Here is a 21567-nt window from a genome sequence, read left to right as displayed (position 1 = left end):
ACCTCTCAAAGGGTCGACTCGTCTAGCTAAAAGTCTGTGCATGGCATCATTGCGAGCTTAATCGCGGTATACAGCGCAGGTTTGAGCCGTTAACGTAAAGCAAAGCCGTTTATAGAGGAAGGACTCGTGGAACACTCGCTCTTAGTTTGGTTGTTGCCGACTCTCGCCTTGGTTGCCGGTGTCGCCATTGGATTCCTGGTTGCCCGCCTGCTGCCGAATGCCGCGCCTAACCGCACGCAGCGTCAGTTGGATGACATTCAGGAACGTTTTGACAGTTATCAGAACGAGGTTGTTACCCACTTCAACAGCACCGCGACCCTGGTCAAGAAACTCACCCAGAGCTACCAGGAAGTACAGGATCACCTCGCCGATGGCGCAAACCGCCTGGCCCTCGACGACATCACCCGTCAGCGTCTGCTGGCCGCGCTGCATTCCGATGCACCGCAAACTCCACGGGAACGCCTGACCCCACCCCGGGAAAACCAGGAACCACCTCGGGACTACGCGCCAAAAACGCCGAACGCCCCGGGCATGCTGGATGAGCATTACGGCTTGAAGAAGTAAGTTATTTTCAAGCAATAAAAAAGCCCGGTTGATCGATGATCAACCGGGCTTTTTATTGGGCCTCACTCTTCAGGACATGGTTTGTTCTTGCAACCAACCGCCCTCGATCCGCACATGCCGTCCATGGAAGCGCTTGAGGCTGCTGCGATGCCCGACACTGACGATGCTCAACCCCGGCAACTCATCGATCAACGCTTGATACAGCGTCGCTTCATCCTCTTCATCCATGGCTGAAGTGGCCTCGTCCATATACAGCCACTGCGGTGCGAACAACAGGGCACGGGCAAAGGCCAGGCGCTGTTGTTCGCCCGGCGAGAGCATGCGTTGCCAGTGGTTGGCTTCATCCAGGTGCGCCACCAGGTGCGGCAGGCGACAGGTTTGCAGGACCTGTGCATAACGTTCTGCCGAGTAGACGCTGTCGTCCTGTGGATAACTCAACACGGCCTTCAGGGTGCCGATTGGCAGGTAGGGCTTCTGCGGCAGGAACAGGTAACGTTTGGCCGGCAGGCGAATGCTGCCGTGACCCGCAGGCCAGAGATGCCCCATCGCACGCAGCAGGGTACTTTTGCCGCTGCCGGAGCGGCCGCTGAGCATGACCCGCTGACCCGGCTCGACGATCATGTTGGCATCGGTGAGCAGGTGACGACCATCCGCCAGGTTCATGCCCAGCCCTTGCACCACAAGACGCTCGCCCTCCGCGCTCACATCAATGGCGGCTGGGCGTTGCTCGTTCTCACTCATGGCCTGCTGAAAACTCAGCAGACGGTCGCTGGTCGCGCGCCAGCTGGCCAGGTCGGCGTACGCGCTGATAAACCAGCTGAAGTTGCCTTGGACATTGCCGAACGCCGAGTTGATTTGCATCAACTCGCCCAGCTCGATCTTGCCGGAGAAATAGCGCGGTGCAGCCACGATAAACGCAAACACGATCGCAATCTGTTCGTAGCCGGCGGTAAAGAACGTCAGGCGCTTGGACACCTTCATGATGTCCCAGTAGTTATGCCAGACCTTCCCGAACCGCGCACTCAAACGCTGATTCTCGTTGGGCTCGCCGTTGTACAGGGCGATGCTCTCGGCATTCTCCCGCACCCGTACCATCGAGAAACGCAGGTCCGCTTCGAAACGTTGTTGTTGGTTGCTCAAGCCGATCAAACGCCGACCGATCAGATGGGTCAACCAACTGCCGACCCCGGCATAGACCAGTGCACACCAGAACATATAGCCGGGGATGGTGATCCCGAATACTTCGATGCTGCCCGAAACGCCCCACAGGATGATCGAGAATGACACCAGGCTGACCACATTGCGCAGCAGGCCCAGGCCAAGGCTTAAGGTGTTCGAGGTAAAGCTATTGAGGTCTTCGGAAATCCGCTGGTCCGGGTTATCGGTGTAGCCGCCCTGCTCCAGCTGGTAGTAGTTCTTGTTGCCAAGCCAGCGGGCAAAGTACTTTTCGGTCAGCCATGCGCGCCAGCGAATGGTCAGCATCTGCGTGAGGTAGAGGCGGTAGACCGCGCCGAGAATCGCCACCGTGGCGATACCACAGAAATAAACGATCTGCTGCCAGAAGGCGGCGGTGTCCTTCTTTTCCAGAGCGTTATAGAAATCCTTGTACCAGTGGTTAAGCCACACGGAAATGGCCACGCTGAACAGCGACAGGCCGATCACCACTGCGAGCAACAACCAGGCCTTGCCCTTCTCTTCACTGCGCCAATAAGGCGTGATCATCGCCCACGTTCGGCGAAAAAATTGCCCACGCACCGCGTCATTGACCGCGGAATACTCAGCGTTCTGATTCATCGTTCAGGCTCGATAGGAGGGAGGTGACAGGCGTTTGAACCGATCATAGATGATCGGTTCAGGTATCCGTGCGGCCTGAAGCGGGTTGTTCAGCCCAGGTTCAGCGTCGTACCGGGCGCTTTTGCAGCTTGCGTTGCAGGGTGCGGCGGTGCATGCCCAGGGCGCGGGCAGTGGCGGAGATGTTGCCTTCGTGTTCGGTGAGTACGCGCTGGATATGTTCCCACTGCAAGCGGTCCACCGACATCGGGTTTTCCGGCACCAGGGTGTCGAGGTCGGCGTGCTCGGACAGCAACGCAGCCAGTACGTCATCGGCATCCGCCGGCTTACACAGGTAGTTGCAGGCACCGCGCTTGATGGCTTCGACGGCAGTGGCGATGCTGGAGTAACCGGTGAGGATCACCACGCGCATTTCCGGGTCGAGTTCCAGCAGTTTGGGCAACAGCACCAGGCCGGAGTCGCCGTCCATTTTCAGGTCGAGCGCGGCATAGTCCGGCAAGTCGGCCTGGGCGATGGTCAGTCCTTCCTCGGCGGAGCCTGCAGTACTCACGCGAAAGCCGCGACGGCTCATGGCGCGCGCCATCACGCGGGTAAACGTGGCGTCATCATCTACCAGCAACAGGTGCGGCAGTTCTTCGCCTTCGACTTGGATCTCGTCACTCATCGATATCTCCTCGTGCGACACGGGGCAGGCGCAGCTCGGTGAGCGTGCCGCCTTCCTCATGACTATAGAGCTTCACTGAGCCGCCCGCGCGGGTCACGCTGGCCTTGCTCAAAAACAGGCCCAGGCCGAAGCCTTTGCCCTTGGTGGTAAAAAAAGGTTTGCCGATCTGCTCGGCAATCGCCAGCGGCACGCCTGCGCCGTGGTCGCGAATGCTGATCGTCAGGTCATCCACATCCCAATCCAGCCGGACTTCCAGGCCTTCGGGGCAGGCGTCGGCGGCGTTGTTGAGCAGGTTGAGCAAGGCTTGGGTCAGGTCCGGCGGTGGTGCCAGGCGCGGCACAGTGCCCTGCCCCAGCAAATGGAAACGGTAGCTGGCTTCGGGGCGCATCAGGTGCCAGCGGTTCAGGGCTTCGTCGAGCCACTGGGTCACGTCCTGCATATCGACCGCCAGCCGGCGATTGGCTTCAGCCGCGCGCACCAGTTGCTGCAAGGTTTGTTTGCACTGCTTGACCTGTTCGCGCAGTACGCCGAGATCCTCTTGCAGCGCCGGGTCGTGATGGTCCTGGGTCATTTCGTTGAGCAGCACGCTCATGGTTGCCAGTGGCGTGCCCAATTCGTGAGCCGCGCCGGCGGCCTGGGTGGCGACGGCGAGCAGTTGCTGGTCACGCAAGCCTTCTTCGCGGCGAATGGCACGCAGCTCTTCCTGACGGCGCAGCTCCTCGGCCATGCGCGCGGCAAAGAAAGTGATCACGGCGGCAGACAGGGCAAAGCTCAGCCACATCCCGTAGATCTGCAGGTTTTCGCGGGCAATGGGGAATGTTTGCAACGGATAGAACCGCGCCAGTAGCAGGGTGTACAGGGTCAGGGCGATACCCGACAGTACCACCGAATAGCGCCACGGCAAGGTCACCGCAGCAATGGTCAGTGGTACCAGGTAATAAGAAACGAACGGGTTGGTGGAACCGCCGGAGAAATACAGCAACACGCTGTGGATAAACAGGTCGCAGGCCAATTGCAGGGCGTATTCCAGCTCGGTCACCGGCCACGTGGTGCGCAACCGAATGGCGGTAAACACACACAGCACGATGGAGAAACCCAAGGTCACGCCCAGTTGCAGCCAGGGCAGCGGCAGCAGGTCGAACCAATAGGCGAGCCCGACCGAACCGGCCTGTGCGGCCAGTACCAGGGTGCGAATGAACGTCAGGCGCCAGAGGTTCTGGCGGGTGGCGGAAGTCAGTTTTACGGCGGCGAGCATGAGCTCTCCCGATGAGCGCAGCAGGCGGATCGGCAGGAGTATAAACGAAGCGGCGCCTCGGACATTGGGTGTGTGGCTCTTTGACGCATGGGCACCGCGGCAGCAAGCCCCAAGTCAAAAGCTGCAAGAAACCTCTTCGCCGTCAACTTGCAGCTTGCCGCTTGAAACTTTTTTTCTAATTCGTAAACCCGAAGAACCCGATACCACCGTCTACAGTCATACCGATACGAACACCCTAAGGAGCTTCCATGTCTCGTTTCATTCGCAGTGCAGCCGTTCTCACCCTCAGCGCCAGCGCCCTGGCCAGCCTTCCGGCACTGGCCGCCGATGCACTGAATTACAACCAGATTTCCCTGCGCGCCGAGGTCAGCCAGGAAGTGGCGCGCGACAAGATGATCGTCACCCTCTACACCGAGTCCCAGAACCCCGACCCGGCCAAGCTCGCCGCAGAAATCACCACTACCATGAACAAGGCCCTCGGCCAGGCTCGCGAAGTCAACGGCGTGACCTTGCGCCAGGGCAGTCGCAACAGCTACCCGATCTACGACAACAAGAACCAGAAGATCACCGGCTGGCGTGAGCGCGCCGAACTGCGCCTGGAAAGCGCGGACTTCCCGGCGCTGTCCAAACTCACCGGCGAGTTGCTCAACACCCTGAAAATGGAAAACATGGACTTCGCCATTGCCGACACCACGCGCAAGGCCAGCGAAGACGCCCTGCTCAAGGACGCGGTTGCCGCGTTCAAAGCACGCGCACAACTGGCCACCGACGCCCTGGGCGGTAAGGGTTACAAGATCGTCAACTTGAACTTCAACACCAATGGTTATCCACAGCCCTACGCGCGCGGCGGGATGATGATGAAAGCCGCCATGATGGATTCGGCGCCAACGCCGGAAGTAGAAGCAGGTACCAGCCAGGTGAGCATGAGTGCCGATGGGGTGATCGAAGTCTTGCAATAACCCCTGTCGCGACAAAATAAAGGCGCAGCCCTCACGGGTTTGCGCCTTTTTTGCGCTTGGCCCACACGGCAACGTCATATCCAGCGGCATATTCGTTGGAATCAACCACCCGGTTTTCGTTACACAAACCAGCGCCAAAGCTAACAGGGAGTGCTGTGGCGGTATTTATTTACTTCATGAGAACTGAAAACCATGCTCGCATCTCCCAGCACTACCACCTCGCCTCTTCGACAACACATCAATCCTCTTTCAAACGGTTCGACAACGAACACCGAATCAGCCATCACGCGGGCACCGCAAGACAATCCTGAGCTGTCGACGTCCCCTCACGAAACAGCGCTGCTTAACAACTACCTGGCAGCGGTGCAGAGCAAAGTGCTGGGTAACAATCCCAAACTTATAAAAGTCCCCCCCCAGAGCAATTTGGGCCAGTGGCTCGAGGTGTATCGGACGCAATTGCAACACCCTGTGGTCCAAGGCTGGATGCACGATCAGAAGATCGACCAGACCACGATTTTAACCGTCAACCCCCGCACAGGCACGCTGACAGCCGCAGCGGACGGGAAAGTGAAAACCTTCTCCCTCACGGACAACTCCGGCTGGGGCCAAATTAGCCGCCCGCTTCTTGAAGCTGCCAAAGTCATTGCGCCGGGAACTGTCGAGCGGTTGCAGGTGCGCTTCGGCGACGACTCCATACAAGTCCGCGCAGGGCTGGTCGCCAACTTCCAGGGTGAACGCCTTCCGACCTCACTGGCCGAGGCGAGGACGCAAATCAGGCGCCTGGAACACAACCACGCCTTCGACCCCATCCCGCCGGATGATCTCGTGCGCCCGGCCAACCAGCGCTCTACGCAAGCCCTTGAAAAGCTCAAACTCAGTGTCGAAACGTTTTATACCCAGGCGCCCCAGGCATTGGCCTATAAACACCTGGCAGTAGAGGTTGCCGAGACGCTGCCAAACGTGCGCGCGCAAGCAAAACAATGGGCGGAATCCGTCATTTTCAAACTGACAGGCAAACACGTGGATGCCGATACCCTTTATTTGAACCGTTTCAATGGCTCGCAAAGCGCTCCCACCGCTACCGGCTGGGAACATATGGACGAGGAGCCGACTGTCTCCCTGCGCCTGCCGGATGCATTGCTGAAGAACTTCTCTGAAAACGATTGGGTCCCCGGCAATCTGGACTCGGAAGCCGGTTTATATATAGACGGCCCAGGTAAAAGTAAAACGGTGGGTTACGGTGCGCATAACCAATTCCCGCTGGCCCCTTCGGCGCTTATGCATACGAGCTGGAAAACCGACTTCCAATCGGTCATGACGCAAAAAATAGACGATTTCTGGAACACCCACAGCAAGGACTACCAGACAGCGATCAAAGGCGAGTTCGCCTACCAGGCTCGAAAACAACTGAAGACAGCCGCCGCCAGGCCGCCGGCCGAGCAAGCGCTGCAAGCACCCGAGCATCGGTTCACCCGGGAGGACTACCGCTTGGTCATGGGCGCGGTGTCCAATCTTCCACTCGACGAAAATGCACCGCTCAACGTCGCACAACTCAAGGCCGAAGCCCCTGAAAAAGGTGCGGTCCAGGCCCATGCCTTCAATATCAGGGGCTTTGTGTCCAACGACATTCTCCGCTTCACCGATGCCAACGATGGTCGGCAAGTCCTTTACATCCCTGGGGCCGAGCCGGCGTTTCTGCGCTTCGATTCCATGGAGAAACTGGATGAGTGGGTCATCGATCAGACCAAGGCTTCTAAAAAGCGCGCCGCCCTGGCCGCACACTTTCCGCTGCTCACGCGCCAGGACCATGAAGCCAGCACCCTCGTACACACGGCGAAGGTATTCATGCCTATCTTGTGGTTTACGAATGTCGGCGACAAAACAGACGGCCTGGACACGACCCTCGAAAAACTCGCCAACGGGACGCTGGACAAGCCGACCTACCAAGGCGAGCGGGCGAGCATCAAGGGCGATGTGTTCGCGGCAATGACCTCATCCAGCAAAGCGCGGATGACGAGCGATGCCGACGTCATGATCAAATCCAACAGCGAGGTGACGCGGGATACTTGGCTCAACGACATCACTGTGGCTGCCGGCCTGCTGGCCAAGCTGGCGCCTATCGCACTGCCCGTGGCCGCGGCCGCAGGGGTCACCGGGCTCGCTGAGCTGGCCCTCGGTGAGGAAAAAAGTTCCTCCGGCGATACACTCGCCGAACGCGAGGACGGCGCGTCCAAGGCATTCGACGGTTTGCTTAACGTCTTGTTTTCAGTAGGGGGCCTGAAGGGCTCTGCCCGCCCCCTGGGCATACCTGAAGGCGAACTGCCAAAGCCCCTCGAAACCCCGGCCACCTCGGAAGGTGCGGAGGTCGTACCTTCCCTTCAGGAAGAACCGGTTCCGGGCACTAGTTCAGGCGTACGCGTGCCAAAAAGCGCACCACAGCCACCTTCCACCAGCCTGGTCAAAATGAGCGAGCACGCGGTGCCCAATGGCGAGCAGTTCATCGAGGGCGTCACGCCCAACGCAGAGGGTGTCTATCAAGTCAAAGACAGCGAAGGCGCGTACTGGCAGTTCATCCGGTGTATCGATGAAACCGACACCAGCAGGGTGTTCGAAATCGCGCAGGATTATAAGATCGGCGGGAAAGTCACGCAGATCATCAACCCGAAAACCGGAAAACCGGCGCTGCGGGTCGGCCTCGGCGTGGACGGTGAATGGGTGCGCGCTCCGGCGGATGGAGGTATCAGACTGCCATGGAGGAGCACGCCTTCGCAGATCCCCAGCAGTGAAACAAGAGGTTTATCCAAGTTTTCCGAGCGCTTTCTCCAGGCCGACGGCTCGAAAAACGAGAGCGCAGAAAAGTTCGACGACTATCTCAACTTCAAGGAAAACAATGACTACCTCTTCAGCAATAGCCTTTATCAGGACGGCACCACCATAAAGCGTAGGCTCACCACTTCATGGCAAGTTGACGATCGCGCATTTACCGTCTCCCCAGGGGAAAAGGCTCAACCCATCTCCGTCTCTGGCAGTAAATACTCTTCCAGCTTCGCCCCCGATTTGAACCGGGAACGCTACAGCGTAATCACAAAGCAACCCACTGGAGAGGTGCGGACTAATATCGATTATCAGGGAGAGACGTTTGAAGATACCGTCGAGCGTAGGATCGCGACCCTGGAGAAAACGGTTCCTGACCCGGAGCTCCGCGCCCGCATCTCTGAAGTCGCCCACCAGGGGAGTTCGTTCCCGGCCCTCATCGAGCTAATGCCGCCGACCCTTAAAGAGGGTTTTTCCGTAAGTGCCAGGGAGAAGAACTTCATCATCAATTACGACCCTGCTGGCCAGGTTCATACGGTCAAGGCCATGACTCAATGGCAGCTAAGGCAGATCGCCGATGACGCAATGATTAATGTTAAAGACCTGGATATTGTCAGTACGAGAACCTTCACCATACGTGAGAGCAACGAATTGGACAGCGGAGGTTTCAGCATCGACCGATCCGCACCGACCAAAATAGAGGTATCGACACCCTCTGTGGTATGAGCGTCTGAACCGGTGGATAACGTGATTTACCCTACCTGATACGCCATAAACGGCGGTAACCTCGGTGACCGCCGTTTTCGTTTAGGCAGCTTTTATATGCCTGCCACTTCAGGGGTCTCCATGGAAAGAATCGCCTTCAAACCGCTGCTCCTCGCCGCTGGACTTCTAGCCTGTATGCCAATGGCCCAGGCCGCCACTACCCTGGTCTATTGCTCCGAAGCCAGCCCCGCCGGCTTCGACCCCAGCCAGTACACCAGCGGCACCGACTTTGATGCGTCCGCCGAAACCGTATTCAACCGCCTGACCCAGTTCAAGCGCGGCGGTACCGAAGTCGAACCTGGCCTTGCAACCCGTTGGGAGGTGTCCACAGACGGGCTGACGTATACCTTCCACCTGCGCGATGGGGTCAAATTCCACACTACCGATTTCTTCAAACCGTCCCGCGATTTCAACGCAGACGACGTGCTGTTCACCTTCAACCGACTGCTGGATGCCGACAGCCCATTTCGCAAGGCCTACCCTTCCGAGTCGCCCTATTTCACCGACATGGGCTTGAACACCACGATCAAGAGCGTCGACAAACTCGACGACCACACCGTGCGTTTCAACCTGAACAACGTCGATGCGGCCTTCGTGCAAAATCTGGCAATGAGTTTCGCCTCGGTGCAATCGGCCGAATATGCCGCCCAACTCCTAAAGGAAGGCAAGGCCGAAGACATCAATCAGAAGCCGATCGGCACTGGCCCCTTCGTGTTCAAGCGCTATCAGAAAGACTCGCAAATCCGCTACGTGGCCAATAAACAGTATTGGAAGCCCGAGGATGTGAAGCTCGACAACCTGGTGTTCGCCATCACCCCGGATGCGGCGTCGCGCCTGCAAAAACTCAAGGCCGGCGAATGCCAGGTCAGCGGCTACCCGCGCCCGTCGGACATCGAAGTGATGAAACAGGACCCCAACCTGCGTGTACTGCAGCAAGCCGGGTTCAACCTGGGCTTCCTGGCCTACAACGTGACCCACCCGCCGTTGGACCAACTCAAGGTCCGCCAGGCCCTGGACATGGCCATCGACAAGCCGGCGATCATCAAGGCGGTGTACCAGAGCGCCGGACAATTGGCGCAGAACGCACTGCCACCGGCGCAGTGGTCTTATGACCCCTCCATCAAGGATGCCCCGCACGATCCGACCAAAGCCCGCGCGCTACTAAAAGAAGCAGGGATTGCCCCCGGCACCACCATCAACCTCTGGGCGATGACCGTGCAACGCGCCTCCAACCCGAATGCGCGCATGTCCGCGCAGATGATCCAGCAGGATTGGGAAAAAGTTGGCATCAAGGCCAATATCGTCAGCTATGAGTGGGGCGAGTACATCAAGCGCGCCAAAAATGGCGAGCACGATGCGATGATTTATGGCTGGACCGGCGACAATGGCGACCCGGATAACTGGCTCGGCGTGCTCTACAGTTGTGCTGCGGTCAAGGGCAGCAACTACGCCAAATGGTGTAACCCGGCCTACGACAAACTGGTGCAGCAGGCCAAGGTCAGCAGCGACCGCGAGCAACGCATCAAGTGGTATCAACAGGCACAGAAAATCCTTAAGGAACAAGTACCTATAACGCCTATTGCGAACTCGACGGTTTTCCAACCCCTGCGAAAGGAAGTGAAGGACTTCAAGATCAGCCCCTTTGGGCTGACGCCGTTCTACGGCGTGAGTCTAGATAAGTAACAGCAACGCCCCAGCCGAGTGCGCCAGACGCCTCGGCTGACCCTTCCTGGTGCGCCTCCTGCACCGAAAAAAACCTATAAATATGCTCAAATATGTCAAAACTTTCATAATTGCGACATTCCTGTACGTTCGTACCACTCTTTCCACCTTGCAACGGTTCCGCATCTTGCAATGGGTATGGCGCCTGCATAAGTATCCGCAGGCCGACTCACGAGGTCGCCCTCACCACCAAAAATGACAACAAATCATGAGGCCAACATGCTTAAACACGCAGTCCTTCCGTTATTAGTGAGCGCAGGCCTTTTGGCTGCGGCCCCATTCGCCCAAGCGGCGACTAACCTGGTGTTCTGCTCCGAAGGGAGCCCGGCCGGTTTCGATCCAGGCCAGTACACCACCGGAACAGACTTCGATGCTTCGGCCGAAACCATGTTCAACCGTCTGAGCCAGTTCGAACGGGGCGGCACCGCCGTTGTTCCTGGCCTGGCCACCAGCTGGGACGTATCCCCGGATGGCCTGACCTACACCTTCCACCTGCGCGAAGGCGTCAAGTTCCATACCACCCCGTACTTCAAGCCCACTCGTGAATTCTCGGCTGACGACGTACTGTTCACCTTCAATCGGATGATCAACAAAGACGATCCATTCCGTAAGGCCTACCCCACCGAGTTCCCGTACTTCACGGACATGGGGATGGACACCAACATCAAGAACATCGAGAAAGTCGATGCCCACACCGTCAAGTTCACCCTTGGCACCGTGGACGCCGCTTTCATTCAGAACCTGGCGATGAGCTTCGCGTCGATCCAGTCCGCCGAGTACGCCGCCCAGTTGCTGAAAAACGGCACGCCTCAGGACATCAACCAGAAGCCAATCGGCACTGGCCCGTTCGTGTTCAAGAGCTACCAGAAAGACTCGAACATTCGTTACACCGGCAACAAGGACTACTGGAAACCTGAAGACGTGAAGATCGATAACCTGATCTTCGCCATCACCACCGACCCGTCGGTGCGTATCCAGAAGCTGAAGAAAAACGAATGCCAGATCACCCTGTTCCCACGCCCGGCCGACCTCAAGGCGCTGGGCGAAGACAAGGACCTGAAACTGCCGCACCAGGCCGGTTTCAACCTGGGTTACATCGCCTACAACGTGATGCCTGTTCTCAAAGGCCAGACCGCGCCTAACCCACTGTCCGACCTGCGTGTACGCGAGGCCTTGGACATCTCGGTGAACAAGCAGCAGATCATCGATTCCGTGTACCAGGGCGCCGGCCAACTGGCCGTCAACGCCATGCCGCCGACCCAATGGTCCTACGACACCACCATCAAGGATGCCCCGCACGACGTGACCAAAGCCAAGGCTTTGCTCAAGGAAGCCGGCGTCAAGGAAGGTACCGAGATCACCCTGTGGGCGATGCCGGTTCAGCGTCCGTACAACCCGAACGCCAAGCTGATGGCCGAGATGCTGCAGAACGACTGGAAACAGATCGGCCTGAAGGTCAACATCGTCAGCTATGAATGGGGCGAATACATCAAGCGCTCCAAAGGCGGCGAGAACCAGGCCATGATCATTGGCTGGAGCGGCGACAATGGTGACCCGGACAACTGGCTGAACGTGCTGTTCGGCTGCGATTCCCTGAGCGGCAACAACTTCTCCAAATGGTGCGACAAGAAATTCGACGGCATCGTGAAAGAAGCCAAGGCTACGTCGGACGTCGCCAAACGCACCGAGCTGTATAAGCAGGCGCAACATATCCTCAAAGATGCAGTCCCGATGACACCTATCGCGCACTCGACGGTGTATCAACCCATGCGCAACACCGTACAGGACTTCAAGATCAGCCCGTTTGGCCTGAACTCCTTCTATGGCGTGAGCGTAAGCGGCAAGTAAGGACCAATGACGGCGACGTTTCATAACGTCGCCGTTATTGCATCCGCCAGGACCGTAGGAAAGAGACCACGCTCGCAATCGCCGCTTCCTACAGCTGCGAACTGCGATAAGCAGCTCTTTTGCCTACAAGGTCAGTCCGATTTGGCGCATTTACTGCGAAGTCCGCGACCCATACCGTCGTAGGACAGCAGAGGCTCCAATCTGGGAAAGGCACTTGCTGTGTGTGGGATCAGTAATGTCCCCCTGGCCATACGCCGGGGTGATTGCTTGCTGATGACAACTACAAACAAGGATCGGGATCGTCATGCGCCATACCACCGTTCTATCCGCAATTTTTGGCACCAGCCTGCTGGCTGTGGCCACGATGGGCCACGCCGCCGATAAGCGAAGCCTGGTGTTCTGCTCCGAAGGCAGCCCGGCAGGCTTTGACACCGCGCAGTACACCACCGCCACCGATAACGATGCGGCCGAGCCGCTGTACAACCGCCTGGTTGAGTTTGAAAAGGGAGCGACAAACGTCGTACCTGGGTTGGCGACCAAGTGGGATATTTCCGAAGACGGCCTGACCTACACCTTTCACCTGCGTGAAGGGGTGAAATTCCACAGCAACAAGGAATTCAAGCCGACGCGGGACTTCAACGCCGACGACGTGCTGTTCACCTTCAACCGCATGCTTGACCCCGACCACCCGTTTCGCAAGGCCTACCCTACCGAGTTTCCGTACTTCAACGGGATGAGCCTGAACAAGAACATCGCCAAGGTCGAGAAAACCGACCCGCATACCGTGGTGATGACACTCAACACGGTCGACGCCGCGTTTGTGCAGAACATCGCCATGAGCTTTGCCGCCATCCTGTCGGCCGAATACGCCGAGCAGTTGCTCAAGGAAGGCAAACCCAGCGACATCAACCAAAAGCCGATCGGCACTGGCCCCTTTGTCTTCCAGCGCTACCAGAAAGACTCGCAGATCCGCTATGTGGGTAACAAACAGTACTGGGACCCGAGCAAGGTCAAGCTGGATCAGCTGATTTTTGCCATCAACACCGACGCCTCGGTGCGCGTGCAGAAACTCAAGGCCGGCGAATGCCAGGTCACCCTGCATCCGCGCCCGGCCGACGTCGACGCGCTCAAGGCCGACCCGAACCTGCAACTGCTGACCAAGCCCGGTTTCAACTTGGGCTATATCGCCTACAACGTGCGCCACAAGCCATTCGACCAGCTCGAAGTGCGCCAGGCGCTGGACATGGCGGTGAACAAGCAGAGCATCCTCAACGCCGTGTACCAGGGCGCCGGGCAGTTGGCAGTCAATGCCATGCCACCGACCCAATGGTCCTACGACGACAGCATCAAGGACGCCGCCTACAACCCGGAAAAAGCCAAGGAACTGCTCAAGGCTGCCGGCGTGAAGGAAGGTACCGAGATCACCCTGTGGGCGATGCCGGTACAACGTCCGTACAACCCCAACGCCAAGCTGATGGCCGAGATGCTGCAAAGCGACTGGGCCAAGATCGGCCTCAAGGTCAAGATCGTCAGCTACGAGTGGGGCGAATACATCAAGCGCACCAAGAACGGTGAGCACGATGTCAGCCTGATCGGTTGGACCGGCGACAACGGCGACCCGGACAACTGGCTGGGCACCCTCTACAGCTGCGACGCCATCGGCGGGAACAACTACTCCATGTGGTGTGACCCGGCGTACGACAAGCTGATCAAGCAAGCCAAGGTCGTGACCGACCGAGAACAAAGGACTGTTCTGTACAAACAGGCGCAGCAACTGCTCAAGCAGCAGGTGCCGATCACGCCCGTCGCCCACTCGACGGTCAACCAGCCGTTAAGCGCCAAAGTCGAAGGCTTCAAAGTAAGCCCCTTCGGCCGCAACGTGTTTTCGGGCGTCAGCATTACCCCATAAGAAAATAACCGGATTGCAGAGAGCGAAGTTGGCTCTCTCGTAAACGTGCAGCCTTTTGTCGGGATTTTTCCTACAGCAAACGTTTGCACCAGCTTGATCGAGTTACACACCCAATAGCCGGATCACCAAAAAAGACCGGCATTAAAAAGAGAACCAAAGGAGCTTCAACCCATGAAACTGAGCAGCAAAGCGCTTCTGGCCCTGGCCATCAGCAGCATCACGGCCACCGCCTACGCTGAACCCGCCAGCCAGGACTTCGTTCCGACCACACTCGCCGGCGCCAGCGCCCAAAGCGAGGCCAAGGGCTTTATCGACGGTCAAAGCCTGGGCGGTACTACCCGTAACTGGTACTCCACCGAGAAGAAATTCCGTGGCCAGCGTTTCTCCTATGAGAAACACAATCAGACACGCACCGACGCGAACCGCACAAACTGGGTACAAGGCACCATCCTCAACTACTCCTCGGGCTTCACCCAAGGCACCGTAGGTGTGGCGACCGAAGTCGCGGCTTACAACGCGGTGGTCCTGGACCGCAGCAAGCGTGATATCAAGGGCGGCTCCAACCGTACCCTGGCTGACTCCGACGGTGATGCAGTAGGCCAATGGAGCAAACTGGGCCTGGCCAACGTCAAGTTCCGCGTGTCCAACACCACCTTGACCGCCGGTCGCCAGAACTTCAGCAGCGGCATCGTCGACACCATCGGCAACCGTGCCCTGCCTTCGAGCTTCGAAGGTGTGAGCTTCAACAGCGAAGAGTTCAGCAACCTGTCGTTCCAGGGCGGCATCTTTGATCGCGTTTCGCCGCGTACCGAACAAAGCCTGTCGAAATTCCGTTCCGAGTACGGCAATGGCCAGGAAACCGACAAGGTCAAGACCCTGGGCTTCAACTACCAGCCGTTCAAGAGCCTGAAAACCAGTGTGTTCGCGGCTAACGTCGAAGACTTCTGGAACCAGTACTACTTCGGTGCCACCCACGAATTGGGTGATGCACAGACCCTGGCACTGACCACCGGCCTGAACTACTACAAAACCACCGACACCGGCAGCAAGAAGATGGGCAACATCGACAACGACACATACTCGTTGTCCCTGGGGCTGACCCACCAGGCCCACAGCCTGACCTTCTCGTACCAGGAAGTTAACGGTGACGAGTACTTCGACTACCTGCACGAAACCAACGGCATCTACCTGGCCAACTCCCTGACTTCTGACTTCAACAGCCCGAACGAGAAGTCCTTCCAGATCGCCTACGGCATCAACATGGCCGAATACGGCGTGCCGGGCCTGAAGTTCAACGTCTACTCCGCGCGCGGCTGGGGCATCGACGGTACTCACTACAACGGTACCGCCTACGGTACTGCCGGTGAGAGCCGCAGCGACCTGCGCCTGATGGACGGCGAGAAACACCAGGAATACGGCGTTGGCACGTCCTACGCGATTCAGAGCGGCCCACTCAAGGCCACCACCATCCGTGGCACCTACGTGACTCACCGCGCCAGCGCACAACAGGCTGACGGCAACATCAAAGAGTTCCGCCTGGTCACCACCATCCCGTTCAACATTCTTTAATTAGCGCTAGGTAGACGGCGGGCTCAGGACGAGCCCGCCGTCTACGCTTGTCTGGTCCCATCGATTGCAGAGGGCTCTGAATGAAAATGCTCCCGCTACAAGCTGCCGTTGCCGCTGCGCTGTTAAGCGTCGCTATCGGCGTATCGGCCAAACCCCTGGTGGTCTGCACCGAAGCCAGCCCGGAAGGTTTTGACCCGGTCCTGTACACCACCGCCGTCACCGCCGATGCCGCCGCTGAAACCATGTTCAACCGCCTGGTGGACTTCAAGCCCGGCACCACCGAGATCGTGCCAGCGCTCGCCACTTCCTGGGAAATCAGTGACGACGGCCTGACCTATACATTTCACCTGCGCGACGACGTCAAGTTCCACACCACCGACTACTTCAAACCCACGCGCAACATGAATGCCGACGACGTGCTCTGGAGCTTCCAGCGCCAGCTGGACCCAAAACACCCATGGCACAACAAGTCCAACGTGGGCTACCCGTACTTTGAAAGCATGGGCTTCAAGGAACTGCTCAAGAGCGTGGAGAAGACCGATGACCATACCGTGGTCTTCACCCTGACCCGCCCTGAGGCGCCGTTCCTGGCCGATGTCGCGATGCCGTTCACCGCCATCCATTCCGCCGAGTACGCCGACAAGCTACTCGCCGCCGGCAAGACCGAAGAGCTCAACAGCAAGCCGATCGGCACCGGCCCGTTCATTTTCACGCGCTACCAGAAGGATGCTCAGGTGCGCTTCAAGGCCAACCCGGAGTACTTCCGTGGCAAGCCTCCGGCCGATCCGTTGATCCTGGCCATTGCAGTCGACAACAACGTGCGCCTGCAGAAGCTCAAGGCCAACGAATGCCAGATCGCGCTGTATCCCAAGCCCGATGACCTGCCCAGCATCAAGAAAGACCCGAACCTGAAGGTCGCCGAACTGGCGGCGATGACCACCGCCTACACCGCCCTGAACACCACCCACAAGTACATGAGCGACGCGCGGGTGCGTCATGCGATCAATATCGCGTTCGACAAGAAAGGCTACAACGAATCCCTGTACGGCAAAGGCAACGCCGTTGATGCCACCGGTCCGTACCCACCGACGCTGCTGGGCTTCAACGATAAGCTGAAAAACCCTGAGCGCGACCTGGACAAGGCCCGTGCCCTGCTCAAGGAAGCCGGCGTACCGGAAGGCACCGAGTTCACCCTGTTCACCCGTAACGGCGGCGGCCCGACCAACCCTAACCCGATGCTCGGCGCCCAGCGCATGCAGGCGGATCTGGCGAAAATCGGCCTGAAAGTGAACATCAAGGTCATGGAATGGGGCGAGATGCTCAAGCGCGCCAAAGCCGGCGAGCACGACATGGTTTCTGCCGGCTGGGCCGGTGATAACGGCGACCCGGACAACTTCCTCACGCCGAACCTGAGTTGCGATGCAGCAAAAAACGGCGAAAACTACGCGCGCTGGTGTAACAAAGAGTTTCAGGACTTGATCGATAAGGCCCGCGCAATCGCTGAACCCACCGAACGCGCCGCACTCTATGAACAAGCACTGGACGTTTTCGACAAGGACCAACCATGGATCCCCATGGCTTACCCGAAAATGTTCACCGCCATGCGCAAGAACGTCGAGGGTTATACCCAAAGTCCTCTGACGAACAATAACTTCGCCACTACCCAGGTGAAGTAAATAAGAGAAACGCTCGGCACCGCCCACCAGGACGGTGCCGAACCTGCCTAACCGGCTGATTGAGGTACACCACAAGATGTTTAGTTTTATTGCCCGCCGACTGGGGTTATTGATCCCCACGTTTTTCGGCATCACGTTGCTCACGTTTGCGTTGATTCGCATGATCCCTGGCGACCCCGTCGAAGTCATGATGGGCGAGCGGCGCGTCGACCCCGAGATGCACGCACAGGCAATGGAACGCCTTGGCCTTAACAAGCCGTTGTATGCGCAATACCTGGACTACGTCGGCAAGCTCGCCCAAGGCGACCTTGGCGAATCGCTGCGTACCCGTACCAGCGTGTGGACCGAGTTCACCGCCCTCTTCCCGGCGACCCTGGAACTGTCCATGGCCGCCCTGTTGTTCGCCGGCATCCTGGGCCTGTTGGCCGGGGTGATCGCGGCACTCAAGCGAGGATCCCTGTTCGACCATGGGGTGATGGGCATCTCCCTGGCGGGATATTCGATGCCGATCTTCTGGTGGGGCCTGATCCTGATCATGTTCTTCTCCGTGAGCCTGGGATGGACCCCGGTTTCCGGGCGTATCGACCTGCTCTACGACATCGAGCCGCGCACCGGCTTCATGCTGATCGACACCCTGCTGGCTGACGAGCCGGACGCGTTCTGGGATGCGCTGCACCACCTGATCCTGCCGGCCATCGTGCTCGGCACCATCCCGTTGGCGGTGATCGCACGGATGACCCGCTCATCCATGCTCGAAGTGCTGCGTGAAGACTACATCCGTACCGCCAAGGCCAAAGGCCTGTCGCCAGCGCGCGTGGTGTTCGTGCACGGCCTGCGTAACGCGTTGATCCCGGTCCTCACCGTGGTCGGCCTGCAAGTCGGCACCCTGCTGGCCGGTGCGGTCCTGACCGAAACCATCTTCTCGTGGCCCGGCATCGGCAAATGGCTGATCGAAGCCATTGGCGCGCGGGACTACCCGGTGGTGCAAAACGGCATCCTGCTGATCGCCTGTCTGGTGATCCTGGTGAACTTCGTGGTGGACATCCTCTACGGCTTCGCCAACCCACGCATCCGTCACCAGCGCTGAGATCATGACCATGACCACACCTACTCAAGTGTCAGCAGTCGATCAAAGCCTGCTGTACCCGTCGCCGTACAAAGAATTCTGGCAAGCCTTCTCCAAGAACAAAGGCGCGGTTGCCGGCCTGCTGTTCATGTTGCTGATCGTGTTCTGCGCGATCTTCGCCCCCTGGGTAGCGCCGCATAACCCCAGCGAGCAATACCGCGACTTCCTGCTCACCCCGCCGTCGTGGCTGGAAGGCGGGCAGATCCAGTTCCTGCTCGGCACCGATGAGCTGGGCCGCGACCTGCTGTCGCGCCTGATCCAGGGCTCGCGCCTGTCCCTGCTGATCGGTTTGTCGTCGGTGGTGATGTCACTGATCCCGGGCATCCTGCTGGGCCTGTTCGCCGGGTTCTTCCCGCGCCTGCTCGGGCCGACCATCATGCGCCTGATGGACATCATGCTGGCCCTGCCCTCGTTGCTGCTGGCGGTTGCCATTGTCGCGATCCTCGGCCCTGGCCTGATCAACACCGTGATTGCCATCGCCATCGTCTCGCTGCCGTCCTACGTGCGCCTGACCCGCGCTGCGGTGATGGGCGAACTGAACCGCGACTACGTGACTGCCGCCCGCCTCGCCGGCGCCGGCCTGCCACGCCTGATGTTCATCACCGTGCTGCCTAACTGCATGGCGCCGCTGATCGTGCAGGCGACCCTGAGTTTCTCTTCGGCGATCCTCGATGCCGCGGCCCTGGGCTTCCTTGGCCTTGGCGTACAACCGCCAACCCCGGAGTGGGGCACCATGCTGGCTTCGGCCCGTGACTACATCGAACGCGCCTGGTGGGTGGTGAGCCTGCCTGGCCTGACCATTTTGCTCAGCGTGCTGGCAATCAACTTGATGGGTGACGGCCTGCGCGATGCGCTGGACCCGAAACTCAAGAACGCCGCCTGAGGAGATTCCCATGTCACTGTTAGAAATCAAGAATCTCAACGTCCGCTTCGGCGACAAGACCGCCGTGCCGGTGGTCGATGGCCTCGACATTTGCGTCGACAAAGGCGAAGTCCTGGCCATCGTTGGCGAGTCGGGCTCGGGTAAATCCGTGACCATGATGGCGCTGATGGGCCTGATCGAGCACCCCGGCATCGTCACCGCCGACGCCCTGAACTTCGACGGCAAGGACATGCTCAAGCTGAGCAACCGCCAGCGTCGCCAGATCGTTGGCAAAGACCTGGCGATGGTATTCCAGGACCCGATGACCGCCTTGAACCCCAGCTACACCGTGGGTTTCCAGATTGAAGAAGTGCTGCGCCTGCACCTGAAGATGTCCGGCAAGCAAGCGCGCAAACGCGCCATCGAACTGTTGGAAAAAGTCGAGATCCCAGGCGCCGCCAGCCGTATGGACGCCTACCCGCACCAACTCTCCGGCGGTATGAGCCAGCGTGTGGCCATCGCCATGGCGATTGCCGGCGAGCCGAAGTTGCTGATCGCGGATGAGCCGACCACGGCATTGGACGTGACCATCCAGGCGCAGATCATGGACCTGCTGCTGGCCCTGCAAAAAGAGCAGAACATGGGCCTGGTGTTGATCACCCACGACCTCGCGGTCGTGGCGGAAACCGCCCAGCGCGTGTGCGTGATGTACGCCGGCCAAGCGGTGGAGGTCGGCCAGGTGCCGCAACTGTTCGACATCCCGGCGCATCCATACAGTGAAGCGCTGCTCAAGGCGATCCCCGAGCACAGCCTCGGCGCCACGCGCCTGGCCACGCTGCCGGGTATCGTACCCGGCCGCTATGACCGCCCGCAGGGTTGCCTGCTGTCGCCACGCTGCCCGTACGTGCAGGAAAGCTGCCGCCAGACCCGCCCAGGTCTTGACCCTAAATCCAACAGCCTCGCGCGCTGCTTCTACCCCTTGAACCAGGAGGTGGCGTAATGGCCGTCGTTCTTACCGCCCGCGACCTGACCCGTCACTACGAAGTGTCCCGTGGCCTGTTCAAGGGCCATGCACTGGTACGCGCGCTTAATGGTGTGTCATTTGAACTGGAAGCCGGCAAGACCCTTGCCGTTGTGGGCGAGTCGGGTTGCGGAAAATCCACCCTGGCCCGAGCACTGACGCTGATTGAAGAGCCGTCGTCCGGTTCCCTGAAAATCGCCGGCCAGGAAGTCGCCGGTGCCGACAAGGCCCAGCGCAAGCAATTGCGCAAAGACGTGCAGATGGTGTTCCAGAGCCCCTACGCCTCGTTGAACCCACGCCAGAAGGTCGGTGATCAACTGGGCGAACCATTGCTGATCAACACCAACCTGTCCGCCGCCGAACGCCGCGAGAAAGTGCAGGCGATGATGAAGCAAGTGGGCCTGCGCCCTGAGCATTACCAGCGCTACCCGCACATGTTCTCCGGTGGTCAGCGCCAACGGATCGCCCTGGCCCGCGCGATGATGCTGCAACCGAAAGTGCTGGTGGCGGATGAGCCAACCTCGGCACTCGACGTATCGATCCAGGCCCAGGTGCTCAACCTGTTCATGGATTTGCAGCAGGAATTCAACACCGCCTACGTGTTCATCTCCCATAACCTGGCGGTGGTGCAGCACGTCGCCGATGACGTGATGGTGATGTACCTCGGCCGTCCGGTGGAAGTGGGCCCCAAGGAAGACATCTACGCCCGCCCCTTGCACCCGTACACCCAGGCGCTGCTGTCGGCCACCCCGACCATTCATCCGGATCCGAACAAACCGAAGATCAAAATCGTTGGCGAGTTGCCTAACCCACTGAACCCGCCGCCGGGATGCGCTTTCCACAAGCGCTGCCCTTATGCGACAGCGCGTTGCAGCAGCGAGGAGCCGCAGTTGCGGGCGTTGGATAATCGCCAGGTGGCTTGCCACTACGCGGAGCAATTCGTGGCCTGAAACCCTGGCCCGTAGCCGCTGCCGAGCCTTGGCGAGGCTGCGTCAGCGGTGTGTCAGACAGACCGAAAACGC

At 59.1% G+C, this 21567-nt stretch carries 15 protein-coding genes; 12 read left to right on the top strand and 3 right to left on the bottom strand.

The features are described from left to right. Positions 1-126 precede the first annotated feature (126 nt). Positions 127-564 (top strand): YhcB family protein, encoded by a 438-nt coding sequence (locus tag FIV39_RS00860; protein ID WP_003171734.1) that lies wholly within the window; start codon positions 127-129, stop codon positions 562-564. Positions 565-633: 69 nt separating this feature from the next. Here the strand turns inward: FIV39_RS00860 and FIV39_RS00855 are convergent, their stop codons facing one another. The 3 genes from FIV39_RS00855 to FIV39_RS00845 form a co-directional block, all read right to left on the bottom strand. After that, positions 634-2358, bottom strand: a complete 1725-nt coding sequence (locus FIV39_RS00855) for an ABC transporter ATP-binding protein/permease (protein WP_090409476.1) — start codon at positions 2356-2358, stop codon at positions 634-636. Between the two features lie 100 nt (positions 2359-2458). Beyond that, positions 2459-3019, bottom strand: coding sequence for a response regulator transcription factor (locus tag FIV39_RS00850; protein ID WP_003171731.1), 561 nt, complete (start codon positions 3017-3019; stop codon positions 2459-2461). Continuing rightward, positions 3012-4274 (bottom strand): ATP-binding protein, encoded by a 1263-nt coding sequence (locus FIV39_RS00845; RefSeq protein WP_090409478.1) that lies wholly within the window; start codon positions 4272-4274, stop codon positions 3012-3014. Before FIV39_RS00845 ends, FIV39_RS00850 begins: the two co-directional genes overlap by 8 nt. 248 nt (positions 4275-4522) lie before the next feature. Here FIV39_RS00845 and FIV39_RS00840 point away from each other — a divergent pair, with 248 nt between their 5' ends. The 11 genes from FIV39_RS00840 (at position 4523) to FIV39_RS00790 (ending at position 21495) form a co-directional block, all read left to right on the top strand. Continuing rightward, positions 4523-5233: an SIMPL domain-containing protein gene (locus FIV39_RS00840; protein ID WP_090409480.1), complete on the top strand. Its 711-nt coding sequence runs from the start codon at positions 4523-4525 to the stop codon at positions 5231-5233. A 192-nt stretch (positions 5234-5425) separates the two neighbouring features. Continuing rightward, the gene (locus tag FIV39_RS00835) at positions 5426-8773 is read left to right on the top strand and encodes a dermonecrotic toxin domain-containing protein (protein ID WP_090409482.1); all 3348 of its coding nucleotides are present in this window, start codon (positions 5426-5428) and stop codon (positions 8771-8773) included. Between the two features lie 120 nt (positions 8774-8893). After that, a complete protein-coding gene (locus FIV39_RS00830; protein ID WP_090409484.1) occupies positions 8894-10495 on the top strand; it encodes an ABC transporter substrate-binding protein in 1602 nt (533 codons plus the stop codon). A 258-nt stretch (positions 10496-10753) separates the two neighbouring features. Next, the gene (locus FIV39_RS00825) at positions 10754-12382 is read left to right on the top strand and encodes an ABC transporter substrate-binding protein (RefSeq protein ID WP_090409486.1); all 1629 of its coding nucleotides are present in this window, start codon (positions 10754-10756) and stop codon (positions 12380-12382) included. Positions 12383-12746: 364 nt separating this feature from the next. Beyond that, positions 12747-14291, top strand: a complete 1545-nt coding sequence (locus FIV39_RS00820; protein WP_390620682.1) for an ABC transporter substrate-binding protein — start codon at positions 12747-12749, stop codon at positions 14289-14291. Positions 14292-14462: 171 nt separating this feature from the next. Continuing rightward, complete coding sequence (locus tag FIV39_RS00815) at positions 14463-15860, top strand: OprD family porin (protein WP_090409491.1); 1398 nt, start codon at positions 14463-14465, stop codon at positions 15858-15860. Positions 15861-15940: 80 nt separating this feature from the next. After that, on the top strand, positions 15941-17536 hold the full coding sequence (locus tag FIV39_RS00810) for an ABC transporter substrate-binding protein (protein ID WP_090409493.1): 1596 nt from the start codon (positions 15941-15943) through the stop codon (positions 17534-17536). A gap of 76 nt (positions 17537-17612) precedes the next feature. Next, entirely contained in the window at positions 17613-18623 is a 1011-nt protein-coding gene (locus FIV39_RS00805) for an ABC transporter permease subunit (RefSeq protein ID WP_003171721.1), read from the top strand. A 10-nt stretch (positions 18624-18633) separates the two neighbouring features. After that, positions 18634-19545, top strand: a complete 912-nt coding sequence (locus tag FIV39_RS00800; protein ID WP_027604858.1) for an ABC transporter permease subunit — start codon at positions 18634-18636, stop codon at positions 19543-19545. 10 nt (positions 19546-19555) lie between these two features. After that, on the top strand, positions 19556-20524 hold the full coding sequence (locus tag FIV39_RS00795) for an ABC transporter ATP-binding protein (RefSeq protein ID WP_090409495.1): 969 nt from the start codon (positions 19556-19558) through the stop codon (positions 20522-20524). Next, positions 20524-21495 carry a peptide ABC transporter ATP-binding protein gene (locus tag FIV39_RS00790; RefSeq protein WP_017138288.1) on the top strand — a complete coding sequence of 324 codons (972 nt, stop codon included), beginning with the start codon at positions 20524-20526 and terminating at the stop codon, positions 21493-21495. The genes FIV39_RS00795 and FIV39_RS00790 overlap by 1 nt, the downstream gene beginning before the upstream one ends. Positions 21496-21567: the final 72 nt, after the last annotated feature.

It is taken from the genome of Pseudomonas grimontii, from assembly GCF_007858185.1.
GTDB lineage: Bacteria > Pseudomonadota > Gammaproteobacteria > Pseudomonadales > Pseudomonadaceae > Aquipseudomonas > Aquipseudomonas grimontii.
This window is presented reverse-complemented; position numbering and strand designations above follow the sequence as displayed.

Excerpts from the sequence above, each read along its gene's own strand:
- FIV39_RS00855 (WP_090409476.1), bottom strand. The coding sequence starts at position 2,358 with ATGAATCAGAACGCTGAGTATTCCGCGGTCAATGACGCGGTGCGTGGG.
- FIV39_RS00850 (WP_003171731.1), bottom strand. The coding sequence starts at position 3,019 with ATGAGTGACGAGATCCAAGTCGAAGGCGAAGAACTGCCGCACCTGTTG.
- FIV39_RS00845 (WP_090409478.1), bottom strand. The coding sequence starts at position 4,274 with ATGCTCGCCGCCGTAAAACTGACTTCCGCCACCCGCCAGAACCTCTGG.
- FIV39_RS00840 (WP_090409480.1), top strand. The coding sequence starts at position 4,523 with ATGTCTCGTTTCATTCGCAGTGCAGCCGTTCTCACCCTCAGCGCCAGC.
- FIV39_RS00835 (WP_090409482.1), top strand. The coding sequence starts at position 5,426 with ATGCTCGCATCTCCCAGCACTACCACCTCGCCTCTTCGACAACACATC.
- FIV39_RS00830 (WP_090409484.1), top strand. The coding sequence starts at position 8,894 with ATGGAAAGAATCGCCTTCAAACCGCTGCTCCTCGCCGCTGGACTTCTA.
- FIV39_RS00825 (WP_090409486.1), top strand. The coding sequence starts at position 10,754 with ATGCTTAAACACGCAGTCCTTCCGTTATTAGTGAGCGCAGGCCTTTTG.
- FIV39_RS00820 (WP_390620682.1), top strand. The coding sequence starts at position 12,747 with ATGGGCCACGCCGCCGATAAGCGAAGCCTGGTGTTCTGCTCCGAAGGC.
- FIV39_RS00815 (WP_090409491.1), top strand. The coding sequence starts at position 14,463 with ATGAAACTGAGCAGCAAAGCGCTTCTGGCCCTGGCCATCAGCAGCATC.
- FIV39_RS00810 (WP_090409493.1), top strand. The coding sequence starts at position 15,941 with ATGAAAATGCTCCCGCTACAAGCTGCCGTTGCCGCTGCGCTGTTAAGC.
- FIV39_RS00805 (WP_003171721.1), top strand. The coding sequence starts at position 17,613 with ATGTTTAGTTTTATTGCCCGCCGACTGGGGTTATTGATCCCCACGTTT.
- FIV39_RS00800 (WP_027604858.1), top strand. The coding sequence starts at position 18,634 with ATGACCACACCTACTCAAGTGTCAGCAGTCGATCAAAGCCTGCTGTAC.
- FIV39_RS00795 (WP_090409495.1), top strand. The coding sequence starts at position 19,556 with ATGTCACTGTTAGAAATCAAGAATCTCAACGTCCGCTTCGGCGACAAG.
- FIV39_RS00790 (WP_017138288.1), top strand. The coding sequence starts at position 20,524 with ATGGCCGTCGTTCTTACCGCCCGCGACCTGACCCGTCACTACGAAGTG.